Genomic DNA, 24,989 nt, shown 5'->3' on the forward strand with positions numbered 1-24,989 from the left:
CATCGGCGAACTCAAATCCACTCGCCAGCCCGTCTCATGCGGGCGGGCTTCTAGCCACTTCGTTGCCGCTTGTCAATGAAGGGCGAAAGCCGTGGAAATTCCGCCGGAGCTCAACGGCCGGCACTGGCCAAAGCGCGTTTTTCGCGCCGCCGCTGCACCGACGAGGGTATGTTCATGCCTTCCCGGTATTTGGCCACCGTGCGCCTGGCGATGTCGACGCCGCTTTCCCGCAGCATGTCCACGATGGCATCGTCGGAAAGCACATCGACGGCTTTCTCCTCGTCGATCAGCTGCTTGATGCGGTCGCGCACCGCTTCCGACGAATGCGCATCGCCGCCACCTGACGAAGCGATCGAGGCGGTGAAGAAATAGCGCAGTTCGAACACACCGCGCGGCGTCAGCATGTATTTGTTTGCCGTGACCCGGCTGACCGTTGATTCGTGCATGCCGATGGCGTCCGCCACCGTGCGCAGGTTGAGCGGCTTCAGGTGCCGCACGCCGTGGACGAGAAAAGCGTCCTGCTGGCGCACGATCTCGGAGGCCACCTTGAGAATGGTCTTCGCCCGCTGGTCGAGGCTGCGTGTGAGCCAGTTGGCGTTCTGCAGGCATTCGGCGAGGAAATCCTTTTCCGCCTGGTTTTTCGCATGTGGCGTGACCTGGGCGAAATAGATGTGATCGACCAGCACGCGCGGCAGCGTCTCGGCGTTGAGCTCGACCGTCCAGCTGCCGTCATTGGCTGCGCGCACCTCGACGTCGGCCACGATCGCATCGCTGGCACCGCGCGAAAACGCCATTCCCGGCCGCGGGTCGAGCGCCCGGATCTCGGCCAGCATGTCGAGCAGATCCTCCTCGTCGACGCCGCAAATCCGCTTCAGTGTCTGGAAATCGCGCCGTGCCAGGAGTTCGAGATTGGCGATCAGCGCCTTCATCGCCGGATCGAGCCGGTCGCGCACGGCAAGCTGCAGCAACAGGCATTCGGCGAGGTCGCGGGCGAAGATGCCGGCGGGCTCAAATGTCTGGCAGACCGCCAGGACCCTCGCCACCGCCGTGGCGTCCGTGCCGAGGCGGGCCGCGATCTCGGCCATGTCGGCACGCATGTAGCCGGCCTCGTCGAGGCCGTCGGCAAGCTCGCTAGCGATCAGGCGCGCCACCGGATCGGCAAAGGCGAGCGCCACCTGCTCGCCGACATGGTCGCGCAGCGTGATGGCAGCCGCCGCCATATCCGCGACATCGAAGCCATCGGAGGAAGAGGTGGAACCGTTGCCGGACGCCGATTTCCATTGCGCCGTCAGGTCGGGCCCGAGCCGCTCGCTCGTACCCGGATCGTCAGGAAACAGGTTTTCCAGCGACGTATCGAGCTTTTCCGAAATCGCCTCGGCGCTCCACGCCGTCTCCGCCTCGAACCAGTCGCCGTCGGCAGCCGGTTCCGATGCCGCGTCGCCCTTCTGCGCCTGGTCGCTGGCGGCGTCCTCCTGCGGTTCGGCGCGCTCCAGCAGGGGATTGCGTTCGATCTCGTCGTCGATGAAGCGTTCCAGCTCGAGATGGGTGAACTGGAGCAGGCGGATCGACTGCATCAGCTGCGGCGTCATCACCAGCGACTGCGACTGTCGTAGCTGTAGTTTTGCCGCCAACGCCATGGTTCGGTTTCAAACGCTCCGTCTACGCACCCGCACTGCTGGAAGGAATTTTCCAGGCCAGCATAGAAACTGGCCCGGCTTTTGCTTGTCAAGGCGAGGAGCCGTAAAACTCGCCTGCCGGCGCGTTTTCAGGCAGAAAATTGAAGAAAAAGCTGCTGGACTACGCCGGAAATCCCGCTCGAACCGGAATTTCGCATTTAGAGCGTAAATCCCTCGCCGAGATAAAGCCGCCGCACATCGGCATTTGCGACCACCTCGTCGGCTCGGCCATGGGTCAGCACCTGGCCGGCATGGATGATGTAGGCGCGGTCAATCAGGCCAAGTGTCTCGCGCACATTGTGGTCGGTGATCAGCACGCCGATGCCACGCGCCGTCAAGTGGCGCACGAGCTGCTGGATGTCGGCGACGGCGATCGGGTCGATGCCGGCGAACGGTTCGTCGAGCAGCATGTAGGCGGGGCGGGTTGCCAAGGCGCGGGCAATTTCGAGCCGTCGCCGCTCACCACCGGAGAGCGACAGCGACGGAGCCTTGCGCAGATGGCTGATATGGAATTCCTCGAGCAATTCGTCGAGCAGGCGCTCACGCTCCTTGCGGCTCTTTTCGACCACTTCGAGCACGGCCCGGATGTTTTGCTCGACATTCAGGCCGCGAAAAATCGAGGCTTCCTGCGGCAGATAGCCGATGCCGAGACGGGCGCGGCGATACATCGGCATCGACGTGACGTCGAAACCGTCGATTTCGATGGTGCCTTCATCGACCGGCACCAGGCCGGTTACCATGTAGAAACAGGTCGTCTTGCCGGCACCGTTGGGGCCGAGCAGCCCAACCGCCTCCCCGGCGCGCACGCCCAGCGTCACGCCGCTGACGACCTTGCGGCCCTTGTAGCTTTTGGTCAGCCCCTTGGCGATCAAAGTTCCCTTGAACTTTGCCGCTTCGACGGTGACCCTGGCCGGTGCCGCAAGTTTGCTGGCGGCGCGCCCTGGAAGACGCGCCAGCAGCGACGATATGCCGGTCATCAGGGTTTCGCTGCTCCAGACTTCGCCGGCGGCGTGATCGACATCATGACGCGGCCGCCGCAAGCGTCGACCTGGGCAAGGCCGCTCTTCATCTGCACGGTAAGCTTGCAGCCGACAAGCACGTTGTCGCCTTGCGAGAGCACGACCTTGCTGCCCGAAAGCACCAGCACTTCGGTCTTCATGTCGAAGGTGCCGCGGTCGCCAGTGGCAACCTGATTGTCCGATTTGATGTAGACCTTATCGTCGACCTCGAGATGGTCGATGTTGGCGGATCCGGTCATTGCCGCGGCACCCGCGGGCTGGGCGCCTTTGGCGGCGCCTGCATCCCTGACGTAATAGACCGTCATTTTGCCGGCCTTGAGCACGGTTGGACCCTGGACGACGTTGACGTTGCCGGTGAAGACGGCGACGCTTTCCGCCTGGCGCACCTCAAGCTTGTCGCTTTCGATCTGGATCGGCTTGTCGCCCGACAGCCTGAGACCGGACATTTGGCTGGTGGCACTGGATTGCGCCAGCGACGGCGCTGTCCCGAAGGTCAGCCCCAAGGGCAACCCGAGCGTCAACGCCGAAATCGCGGCGAGGCGCCGTGCCGAACTACTGAACCGCATTGGTCTCTCCGCTCTTTGCCTCTGCCGCCTTCAAACTGGCGGGATCGATGTCGACGCGCACCTTGTTCTCGAAAACCAGGACCTTGCCATTGTCCTGGACCGACATCGAATCCGCCCTGATCCGCGACCCGCCGCGGCTGACATCGACGGGCTCGCTTGTCTTCATAGTGCCTTCGCCCATGTCGAGATAGACTGATTTGAATTTTGCCACCACACCATCCGTGGTCGACACGGTCACATCGCTGGTCAGGCTGAGCGTGTTGCCGTCGCGATCGTAGGTGCCGTGCGTGGCATTGATGGCGGCCGTGTTGTCGGCCGCAATCGGCAGCTTGGCCTTGATGCCTTCCAGATCGATGATGCCCTGTTTGCTGACATCCTGTATGGCGCGCAGGGCTGTCATCGAATAGGGCAGGTTCTGTTTGGTGAAGCCGTTGAGCTTGGGGTTGGCCATCACCAGCTTGCCATCGGCAAAGGCGCCGCCGTCGGCCTGCACCTCGATTGCAGGGGGCGCCATGAGATAGGAATAGACCGGAAACGCGACCGCGATCACGGCAGCGACCAGCGGCACGGCCAGCTTGAGGATCCGGACCCGGCGCGAATGACGCTGCGCAATGTCAAAGGCGTCGCCCCGCGCCCGGCCTGCGGCCTTGGGAGCCAACTCCGTCTCGGTGTTGGTCGGTTCGATTGGTCCCGCTAACATGACTGCTTCTTCTAAACCCCTGCCCGCCAGGCCGCCCTATAGGTGGGGTGCCGGCGCCCTCAAGCAAGCACAAGCCGAGGAAAACCGCAAAAATGTGACAGCCGCCCCTGTACAATGAAAATGGCCCCAGCGCAGCCTGTACCTCATACCAGATATGGGCGCACAGTGTTAGAGCCTGTGGAACGTGACAGGTCGAGGCTCGCCGCGAATGCCTAACGGCCTTTGGCGCAAGGCCGTCAGGAAACGGTAGCCGGGCGCGAATGGTTGCTTTAAAAGCATCTGCTCCCACCGACTACGAGGCTGACCATGGCATTGAGAGCCGACGACCTGATCGACCGCCGCCGCTTGCGCCGCAAGCTGACGTTCTGGCGTGTTGCGGCGATTATCGTCGCCGCAGCCGGACTGATCGCCTTCTCGGCGTGGATCTATGGTGACGACTTCACCGGCGCGGCTGTCGACCACATCGCCAAGGTCAAGATCGAAGGTACCATCACCGAAGACGAAGAACTGATCAAGCGGCTGGAGGCCATCCGTCAGTCGCCGCGCGTTAAGGCTGTGATCCTGTCGATCGATTCACCCGGCGGCACCACCGTCGGTGGCGAGTCGATCTATGAGGCAGTGCGCAAGCTCGCCGCCGACAAGCCGGTGGTGGCCGAGGTCGGCACGCTCGCGGCTTCGGCGGGCTACATGATCGCCACTGCGGCCGACCATATTGTCGCACGCAAATCCTCGATCGTCGGCTCGATCGGCGTGCTGATCCAGTACCCGGACGTCAGCGGCCTCATGGACAAGCTCGGCGTCAAGCTGGAGGAGGTGAAATCCTCGCCCTTGAAGGCCTCGCCTTCTCCCTTCAAGCCGACCAATGACGATGAGCGCGCCATGGTCCGCAAGCTCATCCTCGACAGCTACGACTGGTTCGTCGGCATCGTCGCCGAGCGCCGCAACATGACCAAGCCGGAGGCGCTGGCGCTCGCAGACGGGTCGATCTTCACCGGCCGGCAGGCGGTCACCAACAAATTGATCGACGCGGTCGGCGGCGAAGCCGAAGCGATCGACTGGCTTGCAGGCAAGGGTGTCGATGCCAAGCTCAAGGTGGTGGAATGGAAGGACACGGAAAAACGCGGTGGTTTCCTGTTCTCCAAGGCGATGGCGCAGACCGTCGGTGCTGCGCTTGGCCTGCCCGGCTATGGCGGCGATGTCCTTCACGAAATTGGAGCGGACCGCTTGTTTCTTGACGGTCTCGTTTCCGTCTGGCACCCTTGAGAAACCGCTTGGGACGAGTGAAAAACCAAATAAAATCATTCTGATAATTTCGGCGGCACTGCTTTTACGGGGAGCCTTTTCATGATCAAATCCGAACTTGTGCAGATCATCGCCACGCGTAATCCGCATCTTTTCCTGCGCGACGTCGAAAACATTGTCAGCGCCATCTTCGATGAAATCACCGACGCGCTTGCCGAGGGCAACCGGGTCGAGTTGCGCGGCTTCGGCGCGTTTTCGGTGAAAAACCGCCCTGCCCGCACCGGCCGCAACCCGCGCACCGGCGAATCCGTAGAGGTCGAGGAGAAATGGGTACCGTTCTTCAAGACCGGCAAGGAATTGCGTGAAAGGCTGAACGGAGGCAAATAGGCGCGGCGCCCGCCACCGCTCCTGCCTTTTCTTCCGAACGGAAAAACATGTTCAATCGCTTCATTCTCATCGTGGTTTTCGTGCCGCTGGCCGTCATCCTGATTGCGCTGGCCGTCGCCAACCGCGAACCGGTGGCCTTCACGCTCGATCCGTTCAATCCCGGCAATCCGGCGCTGACGCTGACCGTGCCGCTCTTCATTTTCCTGTTCCTGGCGCTGGCCATCGGCATGATCGTCGGCAGCCTGGCGACCTGGATCAAGCAGGGCCGCTACCGCAAGCTGGCGCGCCAGCGCGGCGCCGAGGCCGAGAACCTGCGCCAGGCGGTCAGCCGCGCGCCCACCGCGTCGCAGAGCCCAGCCTTGCCGAAGCCGACGAACTGAGCCGCGGCTCGGGCCTGAAGCACAACCGGCCTAGTTCTCCACGGAGCCTTTCATGCTGACCATTTCCGCCGCCGAGGTCGACCGCGCGCTGACCTTTTCCGGGCTGGTCGAGACGTTGCGTGCCGCTTTTCGCGATGGCGCCGTGCAGCCGGTAAGGCACCATCACACGGTCGAGCGGCCCGACGGCGCCGCCTCGACGCTGCTCTTGATGCCGGCCTGGACCGACTTCAACGCAGCCGGCACCTCGGCCGATGGCCATATCGGCGTCAAGATCGTCACCGTGTCGCCCAACAACAATGCCGTCGGCAAGCCGGCGGTGATGGGGCTTTACCTCTTGCTCGACGGCGCCACCGGCGAACCGCAGGCATTGATCGATGGCCAGCGGCTGACGCAGTGGCGCACTGCCTGCGCCTCGGCGCTGGCCGCCTCCTATCTGGCCCGTGAGGACGCATCGCGGCTGCTGGTGGTCGGCGCCGGCGCGTTGTCGCCATTCCTTGCAAAGGCGCATTCGGCGGTGCGTCCGATCAGGAACATCCGCATCTGGAACCGCACGCCGGCCAATGCCGAAAAGGTTGCGGCAAAATTGCGTGCCGATGGTTTTTCGGCCGAAGCAGCAGGCGATCTCGACGCCGAACTCGGAAAGGCCGATATCGTATCGTCAGCGACCATCACCACCATGCCATTGATCAAGGGGGCACTGTTGAAGCCAGGAATCCATGTCGATCTGGTTGGCGGCTTCACGCCGGCGATGCGCGAAAGCGACGACGACGCGATCCTACGCGCCCGCGTCTATGTCGACACCCGCGCCGGCGCCACCAAGGAAGCAGGCGATATCGTCCAGCCGCTGGCATCCGGCGTGTTGAAGCCGGAAGCCATCGTCGCCGACCTCTATGAACTCACGCGCGGCCAGAAAAAAGGCCGGCAGAGCGACGACGAGATCACGCTGTTCAAGTCGGTTGGCGCGGCCCTCGAGGACCTCGCCGCCGGCATTGCCGTGTATCGGGCAAGTGTAGGGGAGTAGGGGAGTAGGGGTGTAGGGGTGTAGGGGAGTAGGGGAGTAGGGGAGTAGGGGAGTAGGGGAGTAGGAAACCGTACTGATCGTGCGGCGCCGCGCCAGCTATCTTTCCTGTCACGTACTGCCTTACTCCCCTACTTCCGTATTCCCCTACTCCTTTTGCCAATAAACCCGCAGCCGGTGGTTGTCCGGATCGAGCGCGACAAAGGTGCGGCCGAAATCCATGTCGGTCGGCGTCTGCAGAATTTTCAGCCCGCGTCCGGCCCAGTCGGCGTGAGTGGCATCGATGGCATCCGGCGTGTGCAGCGCAAAGACGATCTCGGCGCCGCCGCCTGCTGCCGCGGCGGCCGGCTCCACGGTGTGACGCGACCAGAGGCCGAGCTTAAAGCCGCTGTCGAGCACGAACAGCACGAAGGTCGGTGAGGTCTCGACCGGCTGCCGCCCAAGCAGCGCGCTGTAGAAGGCGCCGCTTTGCTCAGGCTTGTCGACATAGAGGATGACGAAATTGGGCGGTGTCATGAATTGCTCTCCAGATGGTTTCGATTGGCGGAGCATAGAGTACGCCACTGCCAGATTCTGGCAGCAGTCTTAACTGAGCAGCAGCCTCAGTTTGGCGTGTCGAGCGTCGCCCGCCATTCTTTGAGCAGTACCTGACGGCGGCGCGGATAGCGCATCTCGGTGGCGTTGAGGCCGGATATCCGATCGGCGCGAAAGTGCCTGAAATCCTGGCGCATCTCGCACCAGGCGGCGACGACACGCACCTTGTCGAAGAAGCCGAGTGCGAACGGCCAGACGGTGCGCTCGGAGGCAGCGCCGCCGGCGTCGCGATAGACAAAGCTCAGCTTGCGCTCCTCCCGGATGGCCTGCCGCACCACTCCGAGATCGATGCCTTCGGTGACCTCGGTGCGCGACCCGACCAGCAGCGTCGAGGCATCGAGCTCTTCACGCAAATCGTCCGGCAGCACCGCGGCGATCTTGGCCAGCGCGTCGGTGGCGGCGTTCGCGAGCCGCCAGTCCGGCTGCTTGGCCACCCAGCGCGAACCGAGCACGATCGCCTCGATCTCCTCATCGGTGAACATCAGCGGCGGCAGCATGAAACCTGGCCTGAGCACGTAACCCAGCCCCGCCTCGCCCTCGATCGGCGCGCCCTGCCCCTGCAGCGTGGCGATGTCGCGATAGAGCGTGCGGATCGACACACCCATTTCGCCCGCAAGGCTGCGGCCGCTGACCGGCCGGCGATGCCGGCGCAGGATCTGGATCAGGTCGAGCAGGCGTTCGGCGCGGGACATGGATCGCAACCCGGTTGATGGATGCCCAATTTGAATGGACGATAGCGCCTGCACTTTCGGCGGCAAGCAAGATGATCGCCGACCGGAACGTCTGCGCCCTCACGCCGTTGTCTGGCCATTATGGATATACGCGGTTTTCTGTTGTTCTGGTCGGTTTTGACCGCCATCGTCGCTGCGCTCAGCCTTGGGCCGTCCTTCGCCCATGTGCTGGAATCGGTGCCGCGGCTGACCAGGTGGTCGCCTTCGCTCTGGCGTGAAACCACTGTCTTCAACGCTCAGTTCCAATTCTTCGCGATTGTCGGCGCACCGCTGGACGTGGCCGCGATCGTCTGTCCGGGCCTTCTCGCCTGGATGCTGCGCAGCGACCACCCGGCATTCTGGTGGGTCTTGGCCGCCACCGTGCTTTATCTGATAGCCCTCGTGGCGTGGTTTACCCTGGTCAAACCGGCAAACGATGTCCTGGCCACCTGGGTGCCTGGACCGATCCCGGACAATTTCGAAACTATCCGGAGCCGCTGGGAAACCGGCCATATGGTCGTCACCGGCTTCAAGGCCGTTGGTTTCATAGCGCTCGCAATCGGCCTGCTGTCGATCAGGCGCGGCTGATCCGGTTGCGCACGTCCGCAGCCCTTTTGTTGCGCCGGTCAATGTGCTGTGGCAGAAGCGGCCGAGCCGCCTTCCGGAGATGCGCCTTCTTGAAACCTTCTCGCGACAAACGCCGCGACAGCCGCCCGCCCACGAAGGGCGGGGCGGAGCAGCCGCGGCGGCGCGATGCCGGCCTGACCGTCGGCTCGGAGCCTAAACCGCAAGACCGGTCCGAGCCGAAAGCCGCGCCGCGCCCTCTATCCCGCCGCGATGGTGCGCTGCCTGCCGAACATCTGCCGCTGATCCTCGAGGTCGGCCCCAATCAGGACTACGCGCTGCTCGACAGCGGCGCCGGAGAAAAACTCGAGCAATACGGCCCCTACCGCATCGTTCGGCCGGAGGGCCAGGCGATCTGGCAAAAGGCTTTGCCGGCCAGGGACTGGGAGCGCGCCGACGCCATTTTCACCGGCGATACCGACGAGGAAGGCATCGGCCGCTGGCGCTTCCCCAAGACGCCGCTCGGCGAGACCTGGCCGATGAAGCACGACGGCATCGACTATCTCGGCCGCTTCACGTCGTTTCGCCATGTCGGCGTCTTTCCCGAGCAGGCCTCGCACTGGGATCACATGGCCGGGCTGATCGCGGCGGCAAAACGGCCTGTGAAGGTGCTGAACCTGTTCGGTTACACCGGCCTTGCCTCGCTGGTGGCGGCGCGTGCCGGCGCCGAGGTCACGCATGTCGATGCTTCCAAGAAGGCGATCGGCTGGGCGCGCGAAAACCAGGAGATGGCGGGCCTGTCGCAAAAGCCGATCCGCTGGATCGTCGACGATGCCGTGAAATTCGCCGAACGCGAGGAGCGCCGCGGCAGCCGCTACGACATCATCCTGTTCGACCCGCCCGCCTATGGCCGCGGACCGAAGGGCGAGGTCTGGCAGCTGTTTGAGGACCTGCCGGCGCTGACCGACATCTGCCGCGCCATCCTGACGCCGAAGCCGCTCGCCGTGGTACTGACCGCCTATTCGATCCGCGCCTCTTTCTTCGCCATCCATGCCCTGATGCGCGACACCTTCGCCGGCATGGGCGGCACGGTCGAATCGGGCGAATTGATCATCCGCGAGAATTCCGCCGGCCGGGCGCTGTCGACCTCGCTGTTCTCACGCTGGGTGGCTTGAATGAGTGCGTACGAACGGCATGCAGGCGCGCCAGGGCAGGTGAAGGAAGTCACCAGCCTCGCCAACCCGCTGGTCAAGGACATCAAGGCGCTCGCGTTGAAGAAATTCCGTGACCAGCAGAATGCCTTCATTGCCGAAGGCCTGAAGCTGGTCATCGACGCGCTCGATCTTGGCTGGTCGATCAGGACATTGGTCTTCGCCAAGGCCGGACGTGGCAATGCGGCAGTCGAAAAGGTCGCGGCGCGCACGGTCGCCGCCGGCGGCACCGTACTTGAAGTCTCGGAAAAAGTGCTGGTCGCCATCACCCGCCGCGACAATCCGCAAATGGTCGTCGGCGTGTTCTCGCAAAAATTCCTGCCGCTGAAAGACATCCGCGCCCGTGACGGCGACGTCTGGGTGGCGCTCGATCGGGTGCGCGACCCCGGCAATCTCGGCACCGTCATCCGCACCGTCGACGCTGTCGGCGCCAGGGGCGTCATCCTGGTCGGCGAGACCACCGATCCCTTTTCGGTCGAGACGGTGCGCGCCACCATGGGCTCGATTTTCGCCGTGCCGGTCGCCAAGGCGTCGCCCGAAGCTTTTCTCGCCTGGCGAACGAGCTTTCCCGGGCTCGTCGCCGGCACCCATTTGAAGGGTGCGGTCGACTACCGCTCGGTCGATTTTTCAAAAGGTCCGGTGCTGTTGGTGATGGGCAACGAGCAGCAAGGCCTGCCTGACGAGCTTGCCGCAAGCTGCGACAAGCTGCTGCGGATACCGCAGGCGGGCCGCGCCGATTCGCTCAACCTGGCGGTGGCCACCGGCGTCATGCTGTTCGAGATCCGGCGCGGCGCGCTGAAGCTCGGCCCGGAGGACGCCAGATCGTGACATCCCAAGCCGTGAAACTGCAAACCATGAAGTCCTGGAGGCCGTATGCTCTTCTGGTCGTCGCCGCGATAGCGCTCGACCAGTTGCTGAAATATCTGGTCGAAACCGGCCTTGCCTTTCAGGAACGGCTCGACCTGCTGCCGTTCCTGGCGCTGTACCGCACCTACAACACCGGCATCGCGTTCTCGCTGTTTTCGTCCTTCGGCGACACCGGCCTGGTGGTCGTCGCGGTTCTGGTGGTCGCTTTCGTGCTCTGTCTTGCGGCCCGCACGCCGCCCGGTCACCTGCTTGCCCGCATCGGCTTCGCACTGATCGTCGGCGGCGCGCTCGGCAACCTGATCGACCGCGCTGCCTATGGCCACGTCATCGACTATGTCCTGTTTCATACGCCGGTCTGGTCCTTCGCCGTCTTCAACCTCGCCGACGCCTTCATTTCGGTCGGTGCCGTGCTGGTCGTCTTCGACGAACTCATTGGCTGGCGGCGCGGAACGTCGGGCGATTGACCTCACTCGCCTGGCGCCGCACATTCTGATCTGCAAGCCCGAGGAGAAAAAATGCCCGAAACCTTCAACGCCATCCTCGTTTCGCGCGACGCCGAGAAAAACCAGTCGGTCGCGGTGACCGAGCTTACCGAGGCAGACCTGATGGAGGGCGACGTCACCGTCGCGGTCGAGGCGACGACGGTGAACTACAAGGACGGCCTTGCAATCACCGGCAAGGCGCCGGTGATCCGCCGCTGGCCGCTGGTGCCGGGCGTCGATTTCGCCGGCACCGTCATCTCGTCTTCCAATCCCGACTGGCGCAAGGGTGACAAGGTCATATTGAACGGCTGGGGCGTCGGCGAGACGCATTTCGGCGCCTATGCCGGACGCGCCCGCGTCAAGGGCGACTGGCTGGTGCCGCTGCCGGACGGCATGAGCCCGCATGAAGCGATGGCGGTCGGCACCGCCGGCTACACCGCCATGCTTTGCGTCATCGCGCTGGAGCGCCACGACATCGTGCCCGATCGCGGCCCGGTGGTGGTGACGGGCGCTGCCGGCGGCGTCGGCTCGGTCGCGGTCTCGATCCTGTCCAGCCTCGGCTATCACGTCGTCGCCTCGACCGGTCGCAGTGCCGAAAGCCCCTATCTAACCGACCTCGGCGCCGCGGAAGTGATTTCACGCGACGAGCTTACCCAGCCGGCAAAACCACTCGCCAAGGAACGCTGGGCCGGCGGCGTCGATGCGGTCGGCAGTCACACGCTGGCCAACATTCTGTCGATGACCTCCTATGGCGGCGCCGTCGCCGCTTGCGGCCTCGCCGGCGGCATGGACCTGCCGGCAAGCGTCGCCCCCTTCATCCTGCGCGGCGTCTCGCTGCTCGGCATCGATTCGGTGATGGCGCCCAAGGCGGTCCGCCTCGAGGCCTGGCGCCGCATCGGCGCCGATCTCGATCACGCAAAGCTTGCCAGCCTGTCGACGAGCATCGGCTTCGACGGCATCATCGGCGCCGCGCATGACATCGTCGAGGGTAAGATCCGCGGCCGCGTGGTGGTGGACATATGAGCCTCCAAAGGGACAAAAAAGAGCGCGACCGCTAAAATTCGAACGATCAACCACAACCTTCGATAAGCTCTGTCTGGCAGGAGTTCCGTATGATTGCGGAACCCGGCATCAGAGATGCGGAACCAGCCGAACGGGCCGACGGGACGGCCCCCGAGGCACCAGGACGGCAACTTGTCGCCGCGCCACCGCTGGCGCCGGAACTACCGGCCGCCAACCGCGAAGGCCTGCCCTTCCTGACGCTCGTCGCCATCGTCGTGCTGGCAGGCCTGTCGCATCTGACCGGGGCGCCGATCTTCATCACCATCGGCCTTTTGGCGACAGCCATCGCCGGGCTCGCCATGCATCTGCGCAACAGGCGTACCGAGCGCCGCGCGGTGGCCCTGCTCGATGCCACGACCGCCCGCAGCCGCGCCGAAATCGAGACACTGGCCGACCGCATGTGGGAGATGCAGGAGAGCGAGGAGCGCTTTCGCGGGCTGATCGATGCACTCGGCGATCTCGTCGTCCACCGCGACCGCGACGGCCATATCGTCTACGCCAACAAGGTTTTCGCCGACCTTGTCGAAACCGACCAGCGCGACCTCGCCGGCAAGACCCTGGCCGAACTGGGCATCGATGTCGGCATCGTTCCCGACGCCGCCTTTTCCGACCATGAATGCCTGAGTTCCACCGATGTCGCCATTCGCACGCCGGACGGCCCACGCTGGTTCTCTTGGATCGAGCTGTCGGTGCGCGACAAGGACAGCGGCGCCGTCTCGCATCGCGCCATCGCCCGCGACATCACCGCCCGCAAGCGCGCCGAATCCTCGCTGATCACCGCCCGCGAGCGGGCCGAATATGCGAGCCAGGCCAAATCGCGCTTCCTCGCCACCGTCAGCCACGAGATCCGCACGCCGATGAACGGCATCATGGGCATGGCCCGGCTCCTCGCCGACACCAGCCTTTCGCCCGAGCAGCGGACCTATGTCGGCGCCATCTCGACCTCGGCCAGCGCGCTGCTGGCGCTGATCGAGGACCTGCTCGACTACTCCAAGATCGAGGCCGGCCGCTTCGATCCCGAACCGCAGCCGATGTCGGTGCGCGAGATCGCCGACAATGTCGTCGAGCTTTTGGCGGCGCGGGTTTTTGCCAAGGATATCGGCCTCGGTTGTCATGTCGAACCCGACGTGCCGCAGCTGATCACCGCCGACCCCGGCAGGGTCAGGCAGGTGCTGCTCAACCTCATCGGCAACGCCGTCAAGTTCACCGACAGCGGCGGCGTCCTGGCGAGCATCGGCCGCGTCCGCACCGAATCCACCGACCGCATCCGCTTCACCATCACCGACACCGGCCCCGGTCTGCGCGAGGAGGACATGGAGCGCATATTCGAGGACTTCGAACAGGCTGACGGCACCTCGACCCGTGCGCATGGCGGTGCCGGCCTCGGTCTTGCCATTTCCAAGCGCCTGGTGACCGCCATGGGCGGCACCATCTCCGTGTCGAGCCGGCTTGGCCAGGGGTCCGAATTCGTCTTCGAGATTCCCGCTATTTCCGCCGTCGAGGCGCCGCAGATCCGCCAGGACGCCCTTTCGGGCCGGCATGCGGTGATCGTATCGAAGAACCTGGTCGAGGCCGAAGCCCTCGCCCGCACCATTCGCGCCAATGGCGGCACGGTCGATCTGGCCGCCGCCGCCGCCCAGGCCACCGCTTTCGCCGAGAGCTGTGACGTGCTGCTGATCGATGCTGCCATGGAGCAAAGCGACGGCAGGCTGCTCAGGCGCCTGCGCCAGAGCGGATTTGCCGATTGCGAGGCGGTGACGCTGATCGCGCCGACCGACCGCGGCATGCTTGGCGAGTTCCGTGCCAACGGTTACGCCACCTTCCTGGCAAGGCCGGTGCGCGGCGAAACACTGCTGCGTGTCCTGTTGACCAGCCATGCGCCGGTCATCGCCGAGCCGCAGCTGCAAAAGCGCGGCGCGCTGGCTGGGCACGCCATTGGCGGCCGCCAGCAAGGCCTGTCGGTGCTGATCGCCGAGGACAACGACATCAACGCCATGCTGGCTCGCGCCACGCTGCTGAAGGCCGGGCATCGCGTCAAAGTGGTTGGCAACGGCAAGGCCGCCGTCGAGGCGGTCATCAGCACCGGCCACAAGCACCGCTACGACGTGGTGCTGATGGACTTGCATATGCCTGTCATGGACGGTCTGGACGCCATCGCCGCCATCCGCCGCCATGAGGAGGAGACCGCGGTGCCGCCGGTACCGATCATGGTGCTGTCGGCCGACAGCCAGGAAAAGACCCGCCACGCCGTGCTCGCTCACGGTGCCAGCGGCTTCGTCACCAAGCCGCTTGACCCCGATGCCCTGGTTCATGCGGTCGAAGGGCAAGCGGCCGCCTGAGGCACAACCTAGACGGTCGATAGATTACCCAGCCGACGAAGTATTGCCCGCAGAGCCGTATCACGGTACTGTCACAATCCTGTTGCACCTACACCGTATCCCCGTGCCAAGAGGGATGGCTCGAAGGAGAATCACTCGTGCATACAGTCATGCCGGAATGTGATGCTCGGCCGAACGCCAGCGGGCCTTTGCTCGTCGGCCGGAACGCCGATGCCGTCATAAAAGGCGCATCGCTCGGCCGCATCGGCAATCTCGAAGTGCGGCTCGCCCGCAACGAGGCCGAGATCGCTGCCGCGCAGGAAGTGCGCTACCGGGTGTTCTACGACGAGCTTGGTGCCAGGAAGGACCTGTTCCAGATGCAGGACCGCCGCGATGCCGATCGCTTCGATCCCCTCTGCGACCATCTGCTGGTCTTCGATACTTCGCTTTCCGGCCCCGAACATCGCCGCATCGTCGGCACCTACCGCCTGCTGCGGCAGGAGATTGCCGCGGCGGCCGGCGGCTTCTATTCCGAAGGCGAATTCGAGCTGACCAAGCTGATCGCGCGGCATCCCGGCCAGCGCTTCCTCGAGCTCGGCCGCTCCTGCGTTCTGCCGGAATACCGCTCGAAGCGCACCATCGAGGCGCTGTGGCAAGGCATCTGGGCCTATATCAACCATTACGGCATCGGCGTGATGACCGGTTGCGCGTCGTTCCACGGCACCGTGCCGGCGGCACATGCCGAGGCGCTGACCTATCTTGCCCACCACTGCCGGACGAATTCATCGTGGGACGTGCGTGCCGTCGCCGGGCGCTATTGTTCCATGGATCTGATGCCGATCGAGGCCGTCAATGCCAAGGCGGCGATCGCCGCGATGCCGCCGCTGGTCAAGGGTTATCTGCGCGTCGGCGCGCGCATCGGCGACGGCTGCGTCATCGACCGTGAATTCTCGACGGTCGACGTGTTCGTGGTGATGCCGGTCAAGGAGATCGGCGCCCGCTACGTCAATTATTATGGCGGAGAAGCGCAGCGGTTTGCGGCCTGAGTAGGGGAGTAGGCGGAGAGAAGGCAACGGCCGGAGTAGGCAATTGCTCTACCTTACCCGACGTAGCGTTATTCCCTACTCCCGTACTGCCCTATTCCCCTACTCCCCTAACTTACGCATCCTTCTCGGCCTGCTCATTGACCGGCCCCGGCTCGACCGGTGCTTCGCTTGCTACATGCTTGGGGCCGCCCTTGGCCACGCCGACCATGGCCGGCCGCAACACGCGCTCGCCGATCGAATAGCCGGGCTGCACGACTTGCACGACCGTGTTGGCCGGCACGTCGGGATTGGGCACCTCGAACATCGCCTGGTGGAAATTCGGATCGAATTTCTCGCCCTCGGGTTCGAGCTTCTTCACGCCGTGACGTTCCAGCGCCGACAGCATGGCGCGCTCGGTGATCTCAACGCCGTCGATCAGCGCTTTGAACCCGGCATCGCCCGAAGCTTTGGCCTCCTCCGGGATGGCATCCAGGGCACGGCGCAGATTGTCTGACACCGAAAGCATGTCGCGGGCAAAGTTGGCGACCGCATAGGCGCGCGCATCGTGGACGTCGCGGGCGGTACGGCGGCGCAAATTCTCCATGTCGGCCGCGACGCGCAGTGCGCGATCCTTCAGCTCTTCGTTTTCCTTCAGAAGCCGCACAAGCGCTTCATAGTCGCCGTCGACGCCGCCTTCCCTTGGCTCCGCGGCAGCCTCGGTCTTCTCGGCTTCGTCGGGCGCGCGTTCGTCTTTTGCCTGGTCGCTCATCGCCGTTTCCCGTCATTTTCGAATGGTGTGGATTTGCGCCCGATATCGAGGTTTAGCGGCCAAAAATCAAGGGGCAAGCGCTACTGCAGCCGCTGTCGCGGCCTGATGGCGGGCCGCGCAAACCTTTCGATTTTAATTCAAACTTTACCGTGACCGCCGGCTTTGCTTGCCAGGCTACTACAATGCGGGAACCATTCCTCCCTTGGAAGAGTTTCGAAGCCGACACAGGATTTTGAGATGATGCCCCGCAGGAACGGCGAAAAACGCGACGGGCTCGCCGCCGATATCCGGCGCCAGCTCGGCACCGAGGCGACCAAGCGCTTTCTGCGCACCTTGCCGGCTTTCCGCACGGAGTCCGATATTCCCGACCGTCTGAAGGAATTGCTCGACCGCCTGGACGGCGTGGAAGCCAAGGTGGTCGCAGGCGGGCGCCGTCGGTAGGCGCCGTTGCCGGCGCCGCGCCCGGCGGTTGTGGCCGGCATTCCTTGCCATCGCGCGACATTTACGCGCAGTAACTTTGCGTGATCTCCGCCTTGCGGCAGCGCCCTGCTCCGCCTATGTTTCATGATGAACATGATTTCCCCCGAAGCTGTGGCAAACAGCAAGCGCGCCTGGTTGAAAATCCTGTCGCGCTATAAAAAGCCCGACAGGCGTCGCAGCGCCGTCGAACTCGCCATCACCCTCATCCCCTTCGCCACGCTGTGGGCACTGTCCTCGGCCGCCTATGCCTATGGCCATTGGTGGGGTCTGGTCCTCATCCTTCCGGCAGCCGGCTTTCTGGTGCGGATCTTCATGATCCAGCACGATTGCGGCCACGGGTCCTTCTTTGCCAACCGCTATGCCGACGACTGGATCGGCCGCGTGCTTGGCGTGCTGACGCTGACGCCTTACGATTGCTGGCGTCGCGCCCACGCAACCCATCACGCCAGCGCCGGCAATCTCGACGAGCGCGGCACCGGCGACATCAAGACACTGACCGTCGCCGAATACCGGCAACTGTCGTGGCGGGGCCGGCTCGCCTATCGCCTCTATCGCCATCCGCTGGTGATGTTTGGCCTTGGCCCGATATGGATCTTCATTTTCGAGCAGAGACTGCCCTTGGGCATGATGCGGGGCGGCCTCACCCCCTGGGTGTCGTCGATGTCGACCAATCTCGCCATCGCGGTCATCGCCGCGCTGCTCATCTGGTTCGTTGGCCCTGGCGCGTTCCTGGTCGTGCATTTGCCGATCGTCATCCTCGCCGGATCGGCCGGCATCTGGCTGTTTTATGTCCAGCACCAGTTCGAGGAGACGGAGTGGACAAAGGACTCCGAGTGGGAATTCCAGCACGCTGCCCTGCACGGTTCGTCCTATTACGACCTGCCGCCGGTGCTGAACTGGATCACCGGCAATATCGGCGTCCACCATGTGCACCACCTCTCGGCCAAGGTGCCATGCTATCGGCTTCCGGAAGTGCTGAGGGACTATCCGGAGCTGCGTGAGATCGGCCGCGTCACGCTCCTCGACAGCCTGCGCTGCGTCAAGCTGGCGCTGTGGGACGAGAGCCGCAGCAAACTGGTATCATTCCGCGAAGCGCGGATGGCCGTGTAGACGCACCGCCGCACGAAGAGTGCGGCGGCTCCAAATTCCGAGCTTAAGCCGCCCGGCGTTGGTCGCGCATCAGGATTTCGCCCTGGCGGATCTCGGTGCCCAGCACTTTCAGGCATTCGCGCATGAAGGCGGCAAGGCCCGGCCAGCCCTTGGCCGACACAAGATTGCCGTCGACATGAGCGCCGGTCGGCGCAACATCGATATAGATGCCGCCGGCCAGCGTGACTTCCGGCTCGCAATATTGCAGCGCCGCAACCTCGCGGCCGCGCACCACGCCGTCGACTGCAATCAGGATTTGCACGCCGTGGCAGATGGTGAAGATCGGCTTGCCCGTTTCATGGAAATGCCGCACCAGCGCCTGCACGCGCTTGTCGATGCGGATATATTCCGGCCCGCGCCCGCCCGCCGCATAGACGGCGTCGTATTCGGCCGGGTTGACCTCTGAAAACGTCTTGTTGAGGATGTAGTCGTGGCCGAGCTTTTCCGTATAGGTCTGGTGGCCTTCGAAGTCGTGCAGCGAGGTCTTCAAGATATCGCCGGCCTTCTTGTCGGGACAGACGACATGGACGGTGTGGCCCACGGCGTGCATGGCCTGTTCAAAGACGAAAATCTCGTATTCCTCGCTGAACTCGCCAACGAGCATCAATATCTTCTTGCCAGCCATATCCGGTTCCTCCCTTGTGGCCACATTTATTCGGATCGCGAAATAATGGGCCTATCGTAAGGCGGAGAGGCGCAAAATAAAAGGCTGAATCGGGAATGTGGTCCGACCAGATAGGGCTTCTGACACCTGGAGCGGATCAGCCGGCGCGCACCCGCCGCCAGGAATATTTCGGGCCTTTGGCCTCCGGCTTCACCGACGGTTGGTAGGACAGCGGCAGTCCGCCGGTGCGGCCTTGCTCGAGCCGCTTCAGCAGCACCGGGTGCGAGATCTCGAATTCGTCGAAGCCGAGGCGCAGCATGTGCGGCAGCTGGTCGACCAGCACCTGCCCGGTGGCGCGCATGGCGCCGGCGAAGTGGTAACGGCTGCGCAGCAATTCGCCCTTGGAGAACGAGCGGCCGTCATTGAACGCCGGGAAGGCCAGCGCCACCAGCGACAGCTGATCGAGCAGGCCGGCGATCTTTTCGAGCTGGTCGCCGGGCTGCAGCAGCACGCCGATGCGTTCCTTTGCCGACCGCCGCACCTCCGGATCGAGGCCGAGAAACGCCTGCAGCGGCAGGATGACGCGGCCATTGCCGACCAGCGCCTCGGCGCTTTCGGCATGAACCCACTCGTCCTCGCGGAACCCATCCGGTGTCCACAGCCGCGTGGCGTTTTCGGCTATCAAGTCGCTCATCAAGAAATTCCCAAGTCCAAAATCTGAATGCCAAAAATCCTGGATCCCAAAAAAGACCCTAAAGCGAGGCGTCGGTCAGCGACCTTTCCAGCCCCGACAAATGGATGCCGCATTCGGTCTTGGCGTGCCCGGCCCAGCGGCCGCTGCGCGCGTCGTCGCCCGGCTGCACCGGCTGCGTGCATGGGAAGCAGCCGATCGACAGATAGCCATAGGCGACCAGCGGGTTTTCACGCAGCGCATGTGCGCGCATGTAGCCGGCCTGGTCCGATGTCGTCCAGTGCGCCAGCGGATTGATACGGATACGCGAGCCGACCGCCTCGAACACCGGAAGCGCTGCCCGGGTCGCCGCCTGGAAGCGCTTGCGGCCGGTGAACCAGGCGCGGAACGGCTCGACGCCGCGCGCCAGCGGCTCGACCTTGCGCACGTCGCAGCAGGCGTCGGTATCGGTCTCGTTCAGATTGCCGGTCGGGTCGATCCTTGCCAGCGCCGCATCGTCGGGCTTGATCACCCGGATATCGGTCAGCCCGAAATCGGCGACCAGCGCGTCACGATAGCCGAGCGTCTCCTCGAAATGCTTGCCGGTGTCGAGAAAGATCACCGGCAGCGTGCGGTCGATCTCGGCGATCATGTGCAGCAGCACCGCCGAATCCGCGCCGAAGGACGAGACGGCGGCGATTTCGCCGTGAAAGAATTCCCGGGCCGACCGCTCGATGATCTCCAGCGGCTTCAGATGGCCATAGAGCGCGTCGAGACCTGCCGCTTGGGCGGCGATGCCGGCCTCGACGTCGACGATCCGGTCAAGCGGCCTTGGTTTCGCCAGCATAGAGTGCCTCCTTGAACGGCGCGGGACCGACTCGGCGGTAGGCGTCGATGAATCGTTCGTTTCTGTCCAGCCGAAGCCCGAGATAGGTCTCGACGATCTGCTCGATGGCATCGGTGATCTCTTCCGAACTGAAGCCGCGACCGATGATCTCGCCGACCGAGGTGTTCTCGTCGGCCGAGCCGCCGAGCGTCACCTGGTAGAGCTCGGCGCCTTTCTTCTCGACGCCGAGGATGCCGATATGGCCGACATGGTGATGGCCGCACGCATTGATGCAGCCGGAAATCTTCAGCTTCAATTCGCCGATCTCGCGCTGGCGCTCCAGCGAGGCGAAGCGCCGCGAAATTTCCTGCGCCACGGGAATCGAGCGCGCCGTCGCCAGCGCGCAATAATCGAGGCCGGGACAGGAGATGATGTCGCTGATCAGGTTGGAATTGGCCGTCGCCAGCCCGATATCGACAAGCGCGTCGTAGACCGCCTTGAGGTCGGCCCGCGCCACATGCGGCAGGATCAGGTTCTGCTCGTGACTGACGCGCAGCTCGTCGAATGAATATTTTTCGGCAATGTCGGCGACCGCTTCCATCTGGCTGTCGGAGGCGTCGCCCGGCGTCTCGCCGATGCCCTTAAGCGAGATGGTCACCGCCGCGTAGTCGGGATGGCGATGGGTGACCACATTCTGGTCCAGCCATTCGGAAAAGCTCTTGGAGTCGAGCCGGGCAAGCTTGACCGCCTCGTCGCCTTCCGGCCGGTCGACAAGCGCCGGCGGCGCGAAATAAGCGTCGATGGCTCGGATGTCTTCTTCCGGCAGCTTCAGCTCGGCGTCTTTCAATTCCTGCCATTCGGCTTCGACCTGGCGGGTGATCTCCTCGACGCCGGTCTCATGGACGAGGATCTTGATGCGCGCCTTGAACTTGTTGTCGCGACGGCCGTAGAGATTGTAAACGCGCAGGATCGCCGTGCAGTAGGACAACAGATCCGCTTCGGGCAGGAAGTCGCGGATCTTCTTGGCCACCATCGGCGTGCGGCCCTGGCCGCCGCCGACATAGACGGCGAAACCGAGCTCACCGGCGGCGTTCTTCTTCAGGTGCAGGCCGATGTCGTGCGTCTGGATGGCGGCGCGGTCGCGCTCGGCGCCGGTCACGGCGATCTTGAACTTGCGCGGCAGGAACGAGAATTCCGGATGCACCGACGACCATTGCCGCAGGATTTCGGCATAGGGGCGCGGATCGGCAACCTCGTCGGCGGCGGCGCCGGCGAAGTGGTCGGCGGTGACGTTGCGAATGCAGTTGCCGCTGGTCTGGATGGCGTGCATCTCGACGCTTGCCAAATCCGCCAGGATCGCCGGAATGTCCGACAGCGCCGGCCAGTTGAACTGGATGTTCTGGCGCGTCGTGAAATGCCCGTAACCCTTGTCGTATTTGCGGGCGATATGACCGAGCATGCGCAGCTGCTTGCTGTTCAGCGTGCCGTAGGGCACCGCGATGCGCAGCATATAGGCGTGCAGCTGCAGATAGACGCCGTTCATCAGGCGCAGCGGCCGGAACTGGTCCTCGGTGATCTCGCCGGCAAGCCGCCGCGCGACCTGGTCGCTGAACTCGGCGGCGCGGGCCTTGACGAAATCGTGGTCGAACTCATCGTAACGGTACATATTCAGGTCTTTCCGGGCGCGTCCGCCCGTTATTTTCTTCGTTCGAGCATGATCGGGATCATGCTTGTGTCATCTATGCCGCGCGTGCGGCTTGCGGACGGGCCTGCTTGCCCAGATCGTTGCGGGTCGTCGGGCCGGCGGCACGGATCTTTTCCCGCAGCCGAACCGCCTCGACCACGCCGTTGGCCACGATTACGTCGATCAGGTTGACGTCAACGACCTCGTTGGCGGCGGAAGCCTTGGCGCCAATCGCCTCCAGCCGGTCCTCGGCCGCCTTGTCATGGGCGATGTCGGCATGGTCGATGGTCTCGGCCCAGCCGCCATTGGCGTACCAGACGGCTATGCCGTCGGCGAGGCGGTTCGCGGTCAGGACTTTCATTGGTTCACTCCTTGCGCGGCAGCACGGGCCACGCCTTCCTGCCTGTGTGCCGCCAGCGGCTCGGACCGTTCGAAATTGGCGCCGGCGACCGCGTCGCCGATGATGGTCATCACCGGGCCGCTGAGGTCGGCGCGTGCCTCCAGCGACGGCAGGTCGGCGAGCGTGCCGTGGAAACGGCGGCGGTTGGCAAGGCTGGCGTTCTCGACCACGGCGACGGCGGTATCCGGCGACAGGCCGGCTTCGATCAGCCGGCCGGCGACCTCGGCGGCGACCGAGCGGCCCATATAGACGGCGACTGTCGCGCCGGAAATGGCGAGCTTTGCCCAGTCGGGCAGCGAATTTCCCTTGAGGTCATGGCCGGTGGTGAACACCATAGACGACGACACGCCGCGCAGCGTCAGCGGCAGTTCGAAATCGGCGGCGGCGGCGAAGGCCGCGGTGACGCCCGGAACCACTTCGTAGGCGACGCCGGCATCGCGAAGTGCCGCCATCTCCTCGCCGGCCCGGCCGAACACCAGCGGGTCGCCGGACTTCAGCCGCACGACGCGCTTGCCGGCGTGGCCAAGCTCGACCAGCAGCGCATTGATCTCGGCCTGGCTCTTGGAATGGCAGCCCTTGCGCTTGCCGACCGGCAGGCGCTCGGCGTCGCGGCGGCCCATGGCGACGATCGCCTCCGGCACCAGCGCGTCATGGACGATCACGTCGGCTTCCATCAGCAGGCGATGGGCGCGCAGCGTCAAAAGGTCCTCGGCGCCGGGACCAGCGCCTACAAGCGCGATATGGCCCGATGCCGGTTCGTTCGAAAGCAGCAGGCCAACGGCCGCATCATGCGCCTGCGAAAGCTCGCCGGCCTCGACGGCGCGCGCCGGTGCGCCGCCAAAGAAATCGCTCCAGAAGCGGCGGCGGGCATTGCCTTTTGGCAGCAGTTTTTCGGCGGCGTCGCGAAACGATGCGGCAAGGGCTGCGAGCGGACCGAGCGAGGGCGCCAGCATGCGGTCTATGCGGCTGCGCAGCATCTGCGCCAGCACCGGGCCGGCGCCTTCGGTGCCGATGGCGATGGCGACCGGTGCGCGGTTGACCAGTGCCGGCGTGAAGAAATCGCAGAGCTCCGGCCGGTCGACGGCATTGACCGGAATGCCCAGCCGGCGCGCATCCCCGGCAACGCGGCGGTCGAGCGCCTCATTGCCGCTGGCGGCAAACACCATCACCGCACCATTGAGATGTGCTGCATCGTAGGCGTCGGCAATGTGGATGGCCCCCGTCTCGGCGATAAAGGCCAGCAGATCGGCGCTTGCGGCATCGCCGACGATGCGCAGCACAGCGCTCGACTGCGCGAGCAGCCGCGCCTTGGCCAGCGCTTCCTCTGCGCCGCCGACGATGGCGACGGCTTCGCCCTCGACCCGCATGAAGACGGGAAAGGCATTGAGCTTGGGCGTGGCTTGCGGCATGACGAGCGGAATCCTGGAACCGTTTATCAGTTCTACGCGCGGGCGCGAAAAACCAGAAGGCACCCACTCGCGCATCGCTTCGTAGCAGGCAATCTCTTTTCTGCAAGCATGAAGGCCAAGAGAAAAATATTCCACATTCAAATGCGGAGCGGATTGAAGCTGCTGTTGCGGCCCTTGATCCGCTGCCGTTCTAGCGGCTGGCAGAGCCGGCTACAAAACAGATTTTTCTAAATTCTATCAATTTAGTAGATTAAAGCCGCCGAATGCCAACCGAGCCATCAAAGGCGGCCCGGCGCTCTCGCCGGCACTTGTCGGAATACTGGGTCCGAGTACCGGAACATTCCCGCCTCGGCACGCGTTTGCCCTATGGGCCCAGGCCCGGTCATGCCTCCGCGGCAAAGGCTTGGCGATGGGCTTGAAAAATCAAAAAAGGAGCGCCCCATGAGCAACGTCAGACTGAAACGCGGACTGTGGATCGTGGTGGCAGATGGGGAAAAGGCGCTGTTCCTCGAGAACCGTGGAGACGTCCAATATCCCGACCTTCAGGTCGTGCACGAAATGGAGCAGGAAAATCCGGCAACCCGGGAACAAGGCACGGATCGCCCCGGCCGCTACAGCGACGGCCCTTCCGTCCATCGCAGTGCGGTCGAGGACACCGACTGGCACCGTCTCGGCAAGGAGCGTTTTGCCGAAGAGATTGCCGACAGGCTCTACAAACTCGCGCATCGCGGCACCTTCAAGGAGATCGTGCTGATCGCGCCGCCGCCGGTGCTGGGCGACATGCGCAGGAAGCTGCACAAGGAGGTCATCGACAAGATAATGGCGGAAATTCCAAAGACGCTGACCAACCACAGCATACCCGATATCGAAAACCTGCTGCAGGCGACCTGATCGGGGCATCGGCAGCGCGCAAATTCCTAATTAGTCGCCAGGCTGGAGAGGCCAGGGCAATCGCATCAGGTTTGCGCCGCCCCTCACCCTTACCCATTCCGAGGCGAGCCGCTTGTCTCGCCCGTCCTTCGGACCCCCGTGAAGAACGGGGTGAGGGGGTCGCCAGCGTTGCGTCCAAGCCCCTTCTCCCCCGTTCTGCACCTATCGGATTCACACATTTTGCAGATTGAGTTTGGTTCCGTACTTGATGGCGTGGAATTCGGCGAGGCCGATGCGCATGACCTTG

27 protein-coding genes are annotated in these 24,989 nt (G+C 64.1%); 14 read left to right on the top strand and 13 right to left on the bottom strand.

Annotated features, from left to right (window positions below):
- Positions 1-110 precede the first annotated feature (110 nt).
- The 4 genes from rpoN to lptC all read right to left on the bottom strand — a co-directional run bounded on the left by rpoN (position 111) and on the right by lptC (position 3,961).
- On the bottom strand, positions 111-1,637 hold the full coding sequence (rpoN, locus tag NKJ46_RS14375; protein WP_352665639.1) for an RNA polymerase factor sigma-54: 1,527 nt from the start codon (positions 1,635-1,637) through the stop codon (positions 111-113).
- 197 nt (positions 1,638-1,834) lie between these two features.
- Positions 1,835-2,653 carry an LPS export ABC transporter ATP-binding protein gene (gene lptB, locus NKJ46_RS14380; protein ID WP_292664962.1) on the bottom strand — a complete coding sequence of 273 codons (819 nt, stop codon included), beginning with the start codon at positions 2,651-2,653 and terminating at the stop codon, positions 1,835-1,837.
- The gene (locus NKJ46_RS14385; RefSeq protein WP_292664963.1) at positions 2,653-3,261 is read right to left on the bottom strand and encodes an LptA/OstA family protein; all 609 of its coding nucleotides are present in this window, start codon (positions 3,259-3,261) and stop codon (positions 2,653-2,655) included. Before NKJ46_RS14385 ends, lptB begins: the two co-directional genes overlap by 1 nt.
- A complete protein-coding gene (lptC, locus tag NKJ46_RS14390; protein ID WP_352665640.1) occupies positions 3,248-3,961 on the bottom strand; it encodes an LPS export ABC transporter periplasmic protein LptC in 714 nt (237 codons plus the stop codon). Before lptC ends, NKJ46_RS14385 begins: the two co-directional genes overlap by 14 nt.
- 306 nt (positions 3,962-4,267) lie before the next feature.
- Here lptC and sppA point away from each other — a divergent pair, with 306 nt between their 5' ends.
- From sppA to lhpI, 4 genes are all read left to right on the top strand, one after another.
- Positions 4,268-5,224 carry a signal peptide peptidase SppA gene (gene sppA, locus NKJ46_RS14395; RefSeq protein WP_352665641.1) on the top strand — a complete coding sequence of 319 codons (957 nt, stop codon included), beginning with the start codon at positions 4,268-4,270 and terminating at the stop codon, positions 5,222-5,224.
- Between the two features lie 81 nt (positions 5,225-5,305).
- Positions 5,306-5,590 carry an integration host factor subunit beta gene (locus NKJ46_RS14400; RefSeq protein ID WP_023675261.1) on the top strand — a complete coding sequence of 95 codons (285 nt, stop codon included), beginning with the start codon at positions 5,306-5,308 and terminating at the stop codon, positions 5,588-5,590.
- A gap of 47 nt (positions 5,591-5,637) precedes the next feature.
- A complete protein-coding gene (locus tag NKJ46_RS14405; protein ID WP_352616482.1) occupies positions 5,638-5,970 on the top strand; it encodes a LapA family protein in 333 nt (110 codons plus the stop codon).
- Between the two features lie 52 nt (positions 5,971-6,022).
- Positions 6,023-6,991, top strand: a complete 969-nt coding sequence (gene lhpI / locus NKJ46_RS14410) for a bifunctional Delta(1)-pyrroline-2-carboxylate/Delta(1)-piperideine-2-carboxylate reductase (RefSeq protein WP_352665642.1) — start codon at positions 6,023-6,025, stop codon at positions 6,989-6,991.
- A gap of 144 nt (positions 6,992-7,135) precedes the next feature.
- Here the strand turns inward: lhpI and NKJ46_RS14415 are convergent, their stop codons facing one another.
- Both NKJ46_RS14415 and NKJ46_RS14420 read right to left on the bottom strand, forming a co-directional pair.
- Complete coding sequence (locus NKJ46_RS14415) at positions 7,136-7,504, bottom strand: VOC family protein (protein ID WP_352665643.1); 369 nt, start codon at positions 7,502-7,504, stop codon at positions 7,136-7,138.
- Positions 7,505-7,590: 86 nt separating this feature from the next.
- On the bottom strand, positions 7,591-8,274 hold the full coding sequence (locus tag NKJ46_RS14420) for a helix-turn-helix transcriptional regulator (RefSeq protein ID WP_352488628.1): 684 nt from the start codon (positions 8,272-8,274) through the stop codon (positions 7,591-7,593).
- Between the two features lie 120 nt (positions 8,275-8,394).
- Between NKJ46_RS14420 and NKJ46_RS14425 the strand changes: the two genes are divergently transcribed.
- The 7 genes from NKJ46_RS14425 to olsB all read left to right on the top strand — a co-directional run bounded on the left by NKJ46_RS14425 (position 8,395) and on the right by olsB (position 15,842).
- Positions 8,395-8,880, top strand: coding sequence for an anthrone oxygenase family protein (locus NKJ46_RS14425; RefSeq protein ID WP_352665644.1), 486 nt, complete (start codon positions 8,395-8,397; stop codon positions 8,878-8,880).
- A gap of 89 nt (positions 8,881-8,969) precedes the next feature.
- Positions 8,970-10,031, top strand: a complete 1,062-nt coding sequence (locus tag NKJ46_RS14430) for an RsmD family RNA methyltransferase (RefSeq protein ID WP_352665645.1) — start codon at positions 8,970-8,972, stop codon at positions 10,029-10,031.
- Entirely contained in the window at positions 10,032-10,895 is an 864-nt protein-coding gene (locus NKJ46_RS14435; RefSeq protein WP_352665646.1) for a TrmH family RNA methyltransferase, read from the top strand.
- Between the two features lie 26 nt (positions 10,896-10,921).
- A complete protein-coding gene (lspA, locus tag NKJ46_RS14440) occupies positions 10,922-11,398 on the top strand; it encodes a signal peptidase II (protein WP_352665658.1) in 477 nt (158 codons plus the stop codon).
- A 51-nt stretch (positions 11,399-11,449) separates the two neighbouring features.
- On the top strand, positions 11,450-12,439 hold the full coding sequence (gene acuI, locus NKJ46_RS14445) for an acrylyl-CoA reductase (NADPH) (RefSeq protein ID WP_352665647.1): 990 nt from the start codon (positions 11,450-11,452) through the stop codon (positions 12,437-12,439).
- Positions 12,440-12,528: 89 nt separating this feature from the next.
- Positions 12,529-14,817: a PAS domain-containing hybrid sensor histidine kinase/response regulator gene (locus tag NKJ46_RS14450; RefSeq protein ID WP_352665648.1), complete on the top strand. Its 2,289-nt coding sequence runs from the start codon at positions 12,529-12,531 to the stop codon at positions 14,815-14,817.
- A gap of 149 nt (positions 14,818-14,966) precedes the next feature.
- Entirely contained in the window at positions 14,967-15,842 is an 876-nt protein-coding gene (olsB, locus tag NKJ46_RS14455; RefSeq protein WP_292664606.1) for a l-ornithine N(alpha)-acyltransferase, read from the top strand.
- Between the two features lie 112 nt (positions 15,843-15,954).
- Here the strand turns inward: olsB and grpE are convergent, their stop codons facing one another.
- On the bottom strand, positions 15,955-16,590 hold the full coding sequence (gene grpE, locus NKJ46_RS14460) for a nucleotide exchange factor GrpE (protein ID WP_023675250.1): 636 nt from the start codon (positions 16,588-16,590) through the stop codon (positions 15,955-15,957).
- A gap of 237 nt (positions 16,591-16,827) precedes the next feature.
- Here grpE and NKJ46_RS14465 point away from each other — a divergent pair, with 237 nt between their 5' ends.
- Positions 16,828-17,031, top strand: coding sequence for a hypothetical protein (locus NKJ46_RS14465; RefSeq protein ID WP_023675249.1), 204 nt, complete (start codon positions 16,828-16,830; stop codon positions 17,029-17,031).
- A gap of 126 nt (positions 17,032-17,157) precedes the next feature.
- Complete coding sequence (locus NKJ46_RS14470) at positions 17,158-18,180, top strand: fatty acid desaturase (RefSeq protein ID WP_023675248.1); 1,023 nt, start codon at positions 17,158-17,160, stop codon at positions 18,178-18,180.
- A gap of 43 nt (positions 18,181-18,223) precedes the next feature.
- Here NKJ46_RS14470 and NKJ46_RS14475 read toward each other — a convergent pair whose 3' ends face one another.
- The 6 genes from NKJ46_RS14475 to cysG all read right to left on the bottom strand — a co-directional run bounded on the left by NKJ46_RS14475 (position 18,224) and on the right by cysG (position 23,812).
- Positions 18,224-18,844, bottom strand: a complete 621-nt coding sequence (locus NKJ46_RS14475; RefSeq protein ID WP_352665649.1) for a DJ-1/PfpI family protein — start codon at positions 18,842-18,844, stop codon at positions 18,224-18,226.
- 136 nt (positions 18,845-18,980) lie between these two features.
- Entirely contained in the window at positions 18,981-19,517 is a 537-nt protein-coding gene (locus NKJ46_RS14480; RefSeq protein ID WP_352665650.1) for a DUF934 domain-containing protein, read from the bottom strand.
- Positions 19,518-19,575: 58 nt separating this feature from the next.
- Positions 19,576-20,340 carry a phosphoadenylyl-sulfate reductase gene (locus NKJ46_RS14485; protein ID WP_352665651.1) on the bottom strand — a complete coding sequence of 255 codons (765 nt, stop codon included), beginning with the start codon at positions 20,338-20,340 and terminating at the stop codon, positions 19,576-19,578.
- Complete coding sequence (locus NKJ46_RS14490) at positions 20,315-21,985, bottom strand: nitrite/sulfite reductase (RefSeq protein ID WP_352665652.1); 1,671 nt, start codon at positions 21,983-21,985, stop codon at positions 20,315-20,317. Before NKJ46_RS14490 ends, NKJ46_RS14485 begins: the two co-directional genes overlap by 26 nt.
- A gap of 73 nt (positions 21,986-22,058) precedes the next feature.
- Positions 22,059-22,364: a DUF2849 domain-containing protein gene (locus tag NKJ46_RS14495; protein WP_352665653.1), complete on the bottom strand. Its 306-nt coding sequence runs from the start codon at positions 22,362-22,364 to the stop codon at positions 22,059-22,061.
- Positions 22,361-23,812, bottom strand: a complete 1,452-nt coding sequence (gene cysG, locus NKJ46_RS14500; RefSeq protein ID WP_352665654.1) for a siroheme synthase CysG — start codon at positions 23,810-23,812, stop codon at positions 22,361-22,363. Before cysG ends, NKJ46_RS14495 begins: the two co-directional genes overlap by 4 nt.
- Positions 23,813-24,253: 441 nt before the next feature.
- Between cysG and NKJ46_RS14505 the strand changes: the two genes are divergently transcribed.
- Positions 24,254-24,703, top strand: coding sequence for a baeRF12 domain-containing protein (locus NKJ46_RS14505; RefSeq protein ID WP_352665655.1), 450 nt, complete (start codon positions 24,254-24,256; stop codon positions 24,701-24,703).
- The last annotated feature ends 286 nt before the right edge of the window (positions 24,704-24,989 follow it).

Source organism: Mesorhizobium sp. M0166, from assembly GCF_040322255.1.
Lineage (GTDB): Bacteria > Pseudomonadota > Alphaproteobacteria > Rhizobiales > Rhizobiaceae > Mesorhizobium.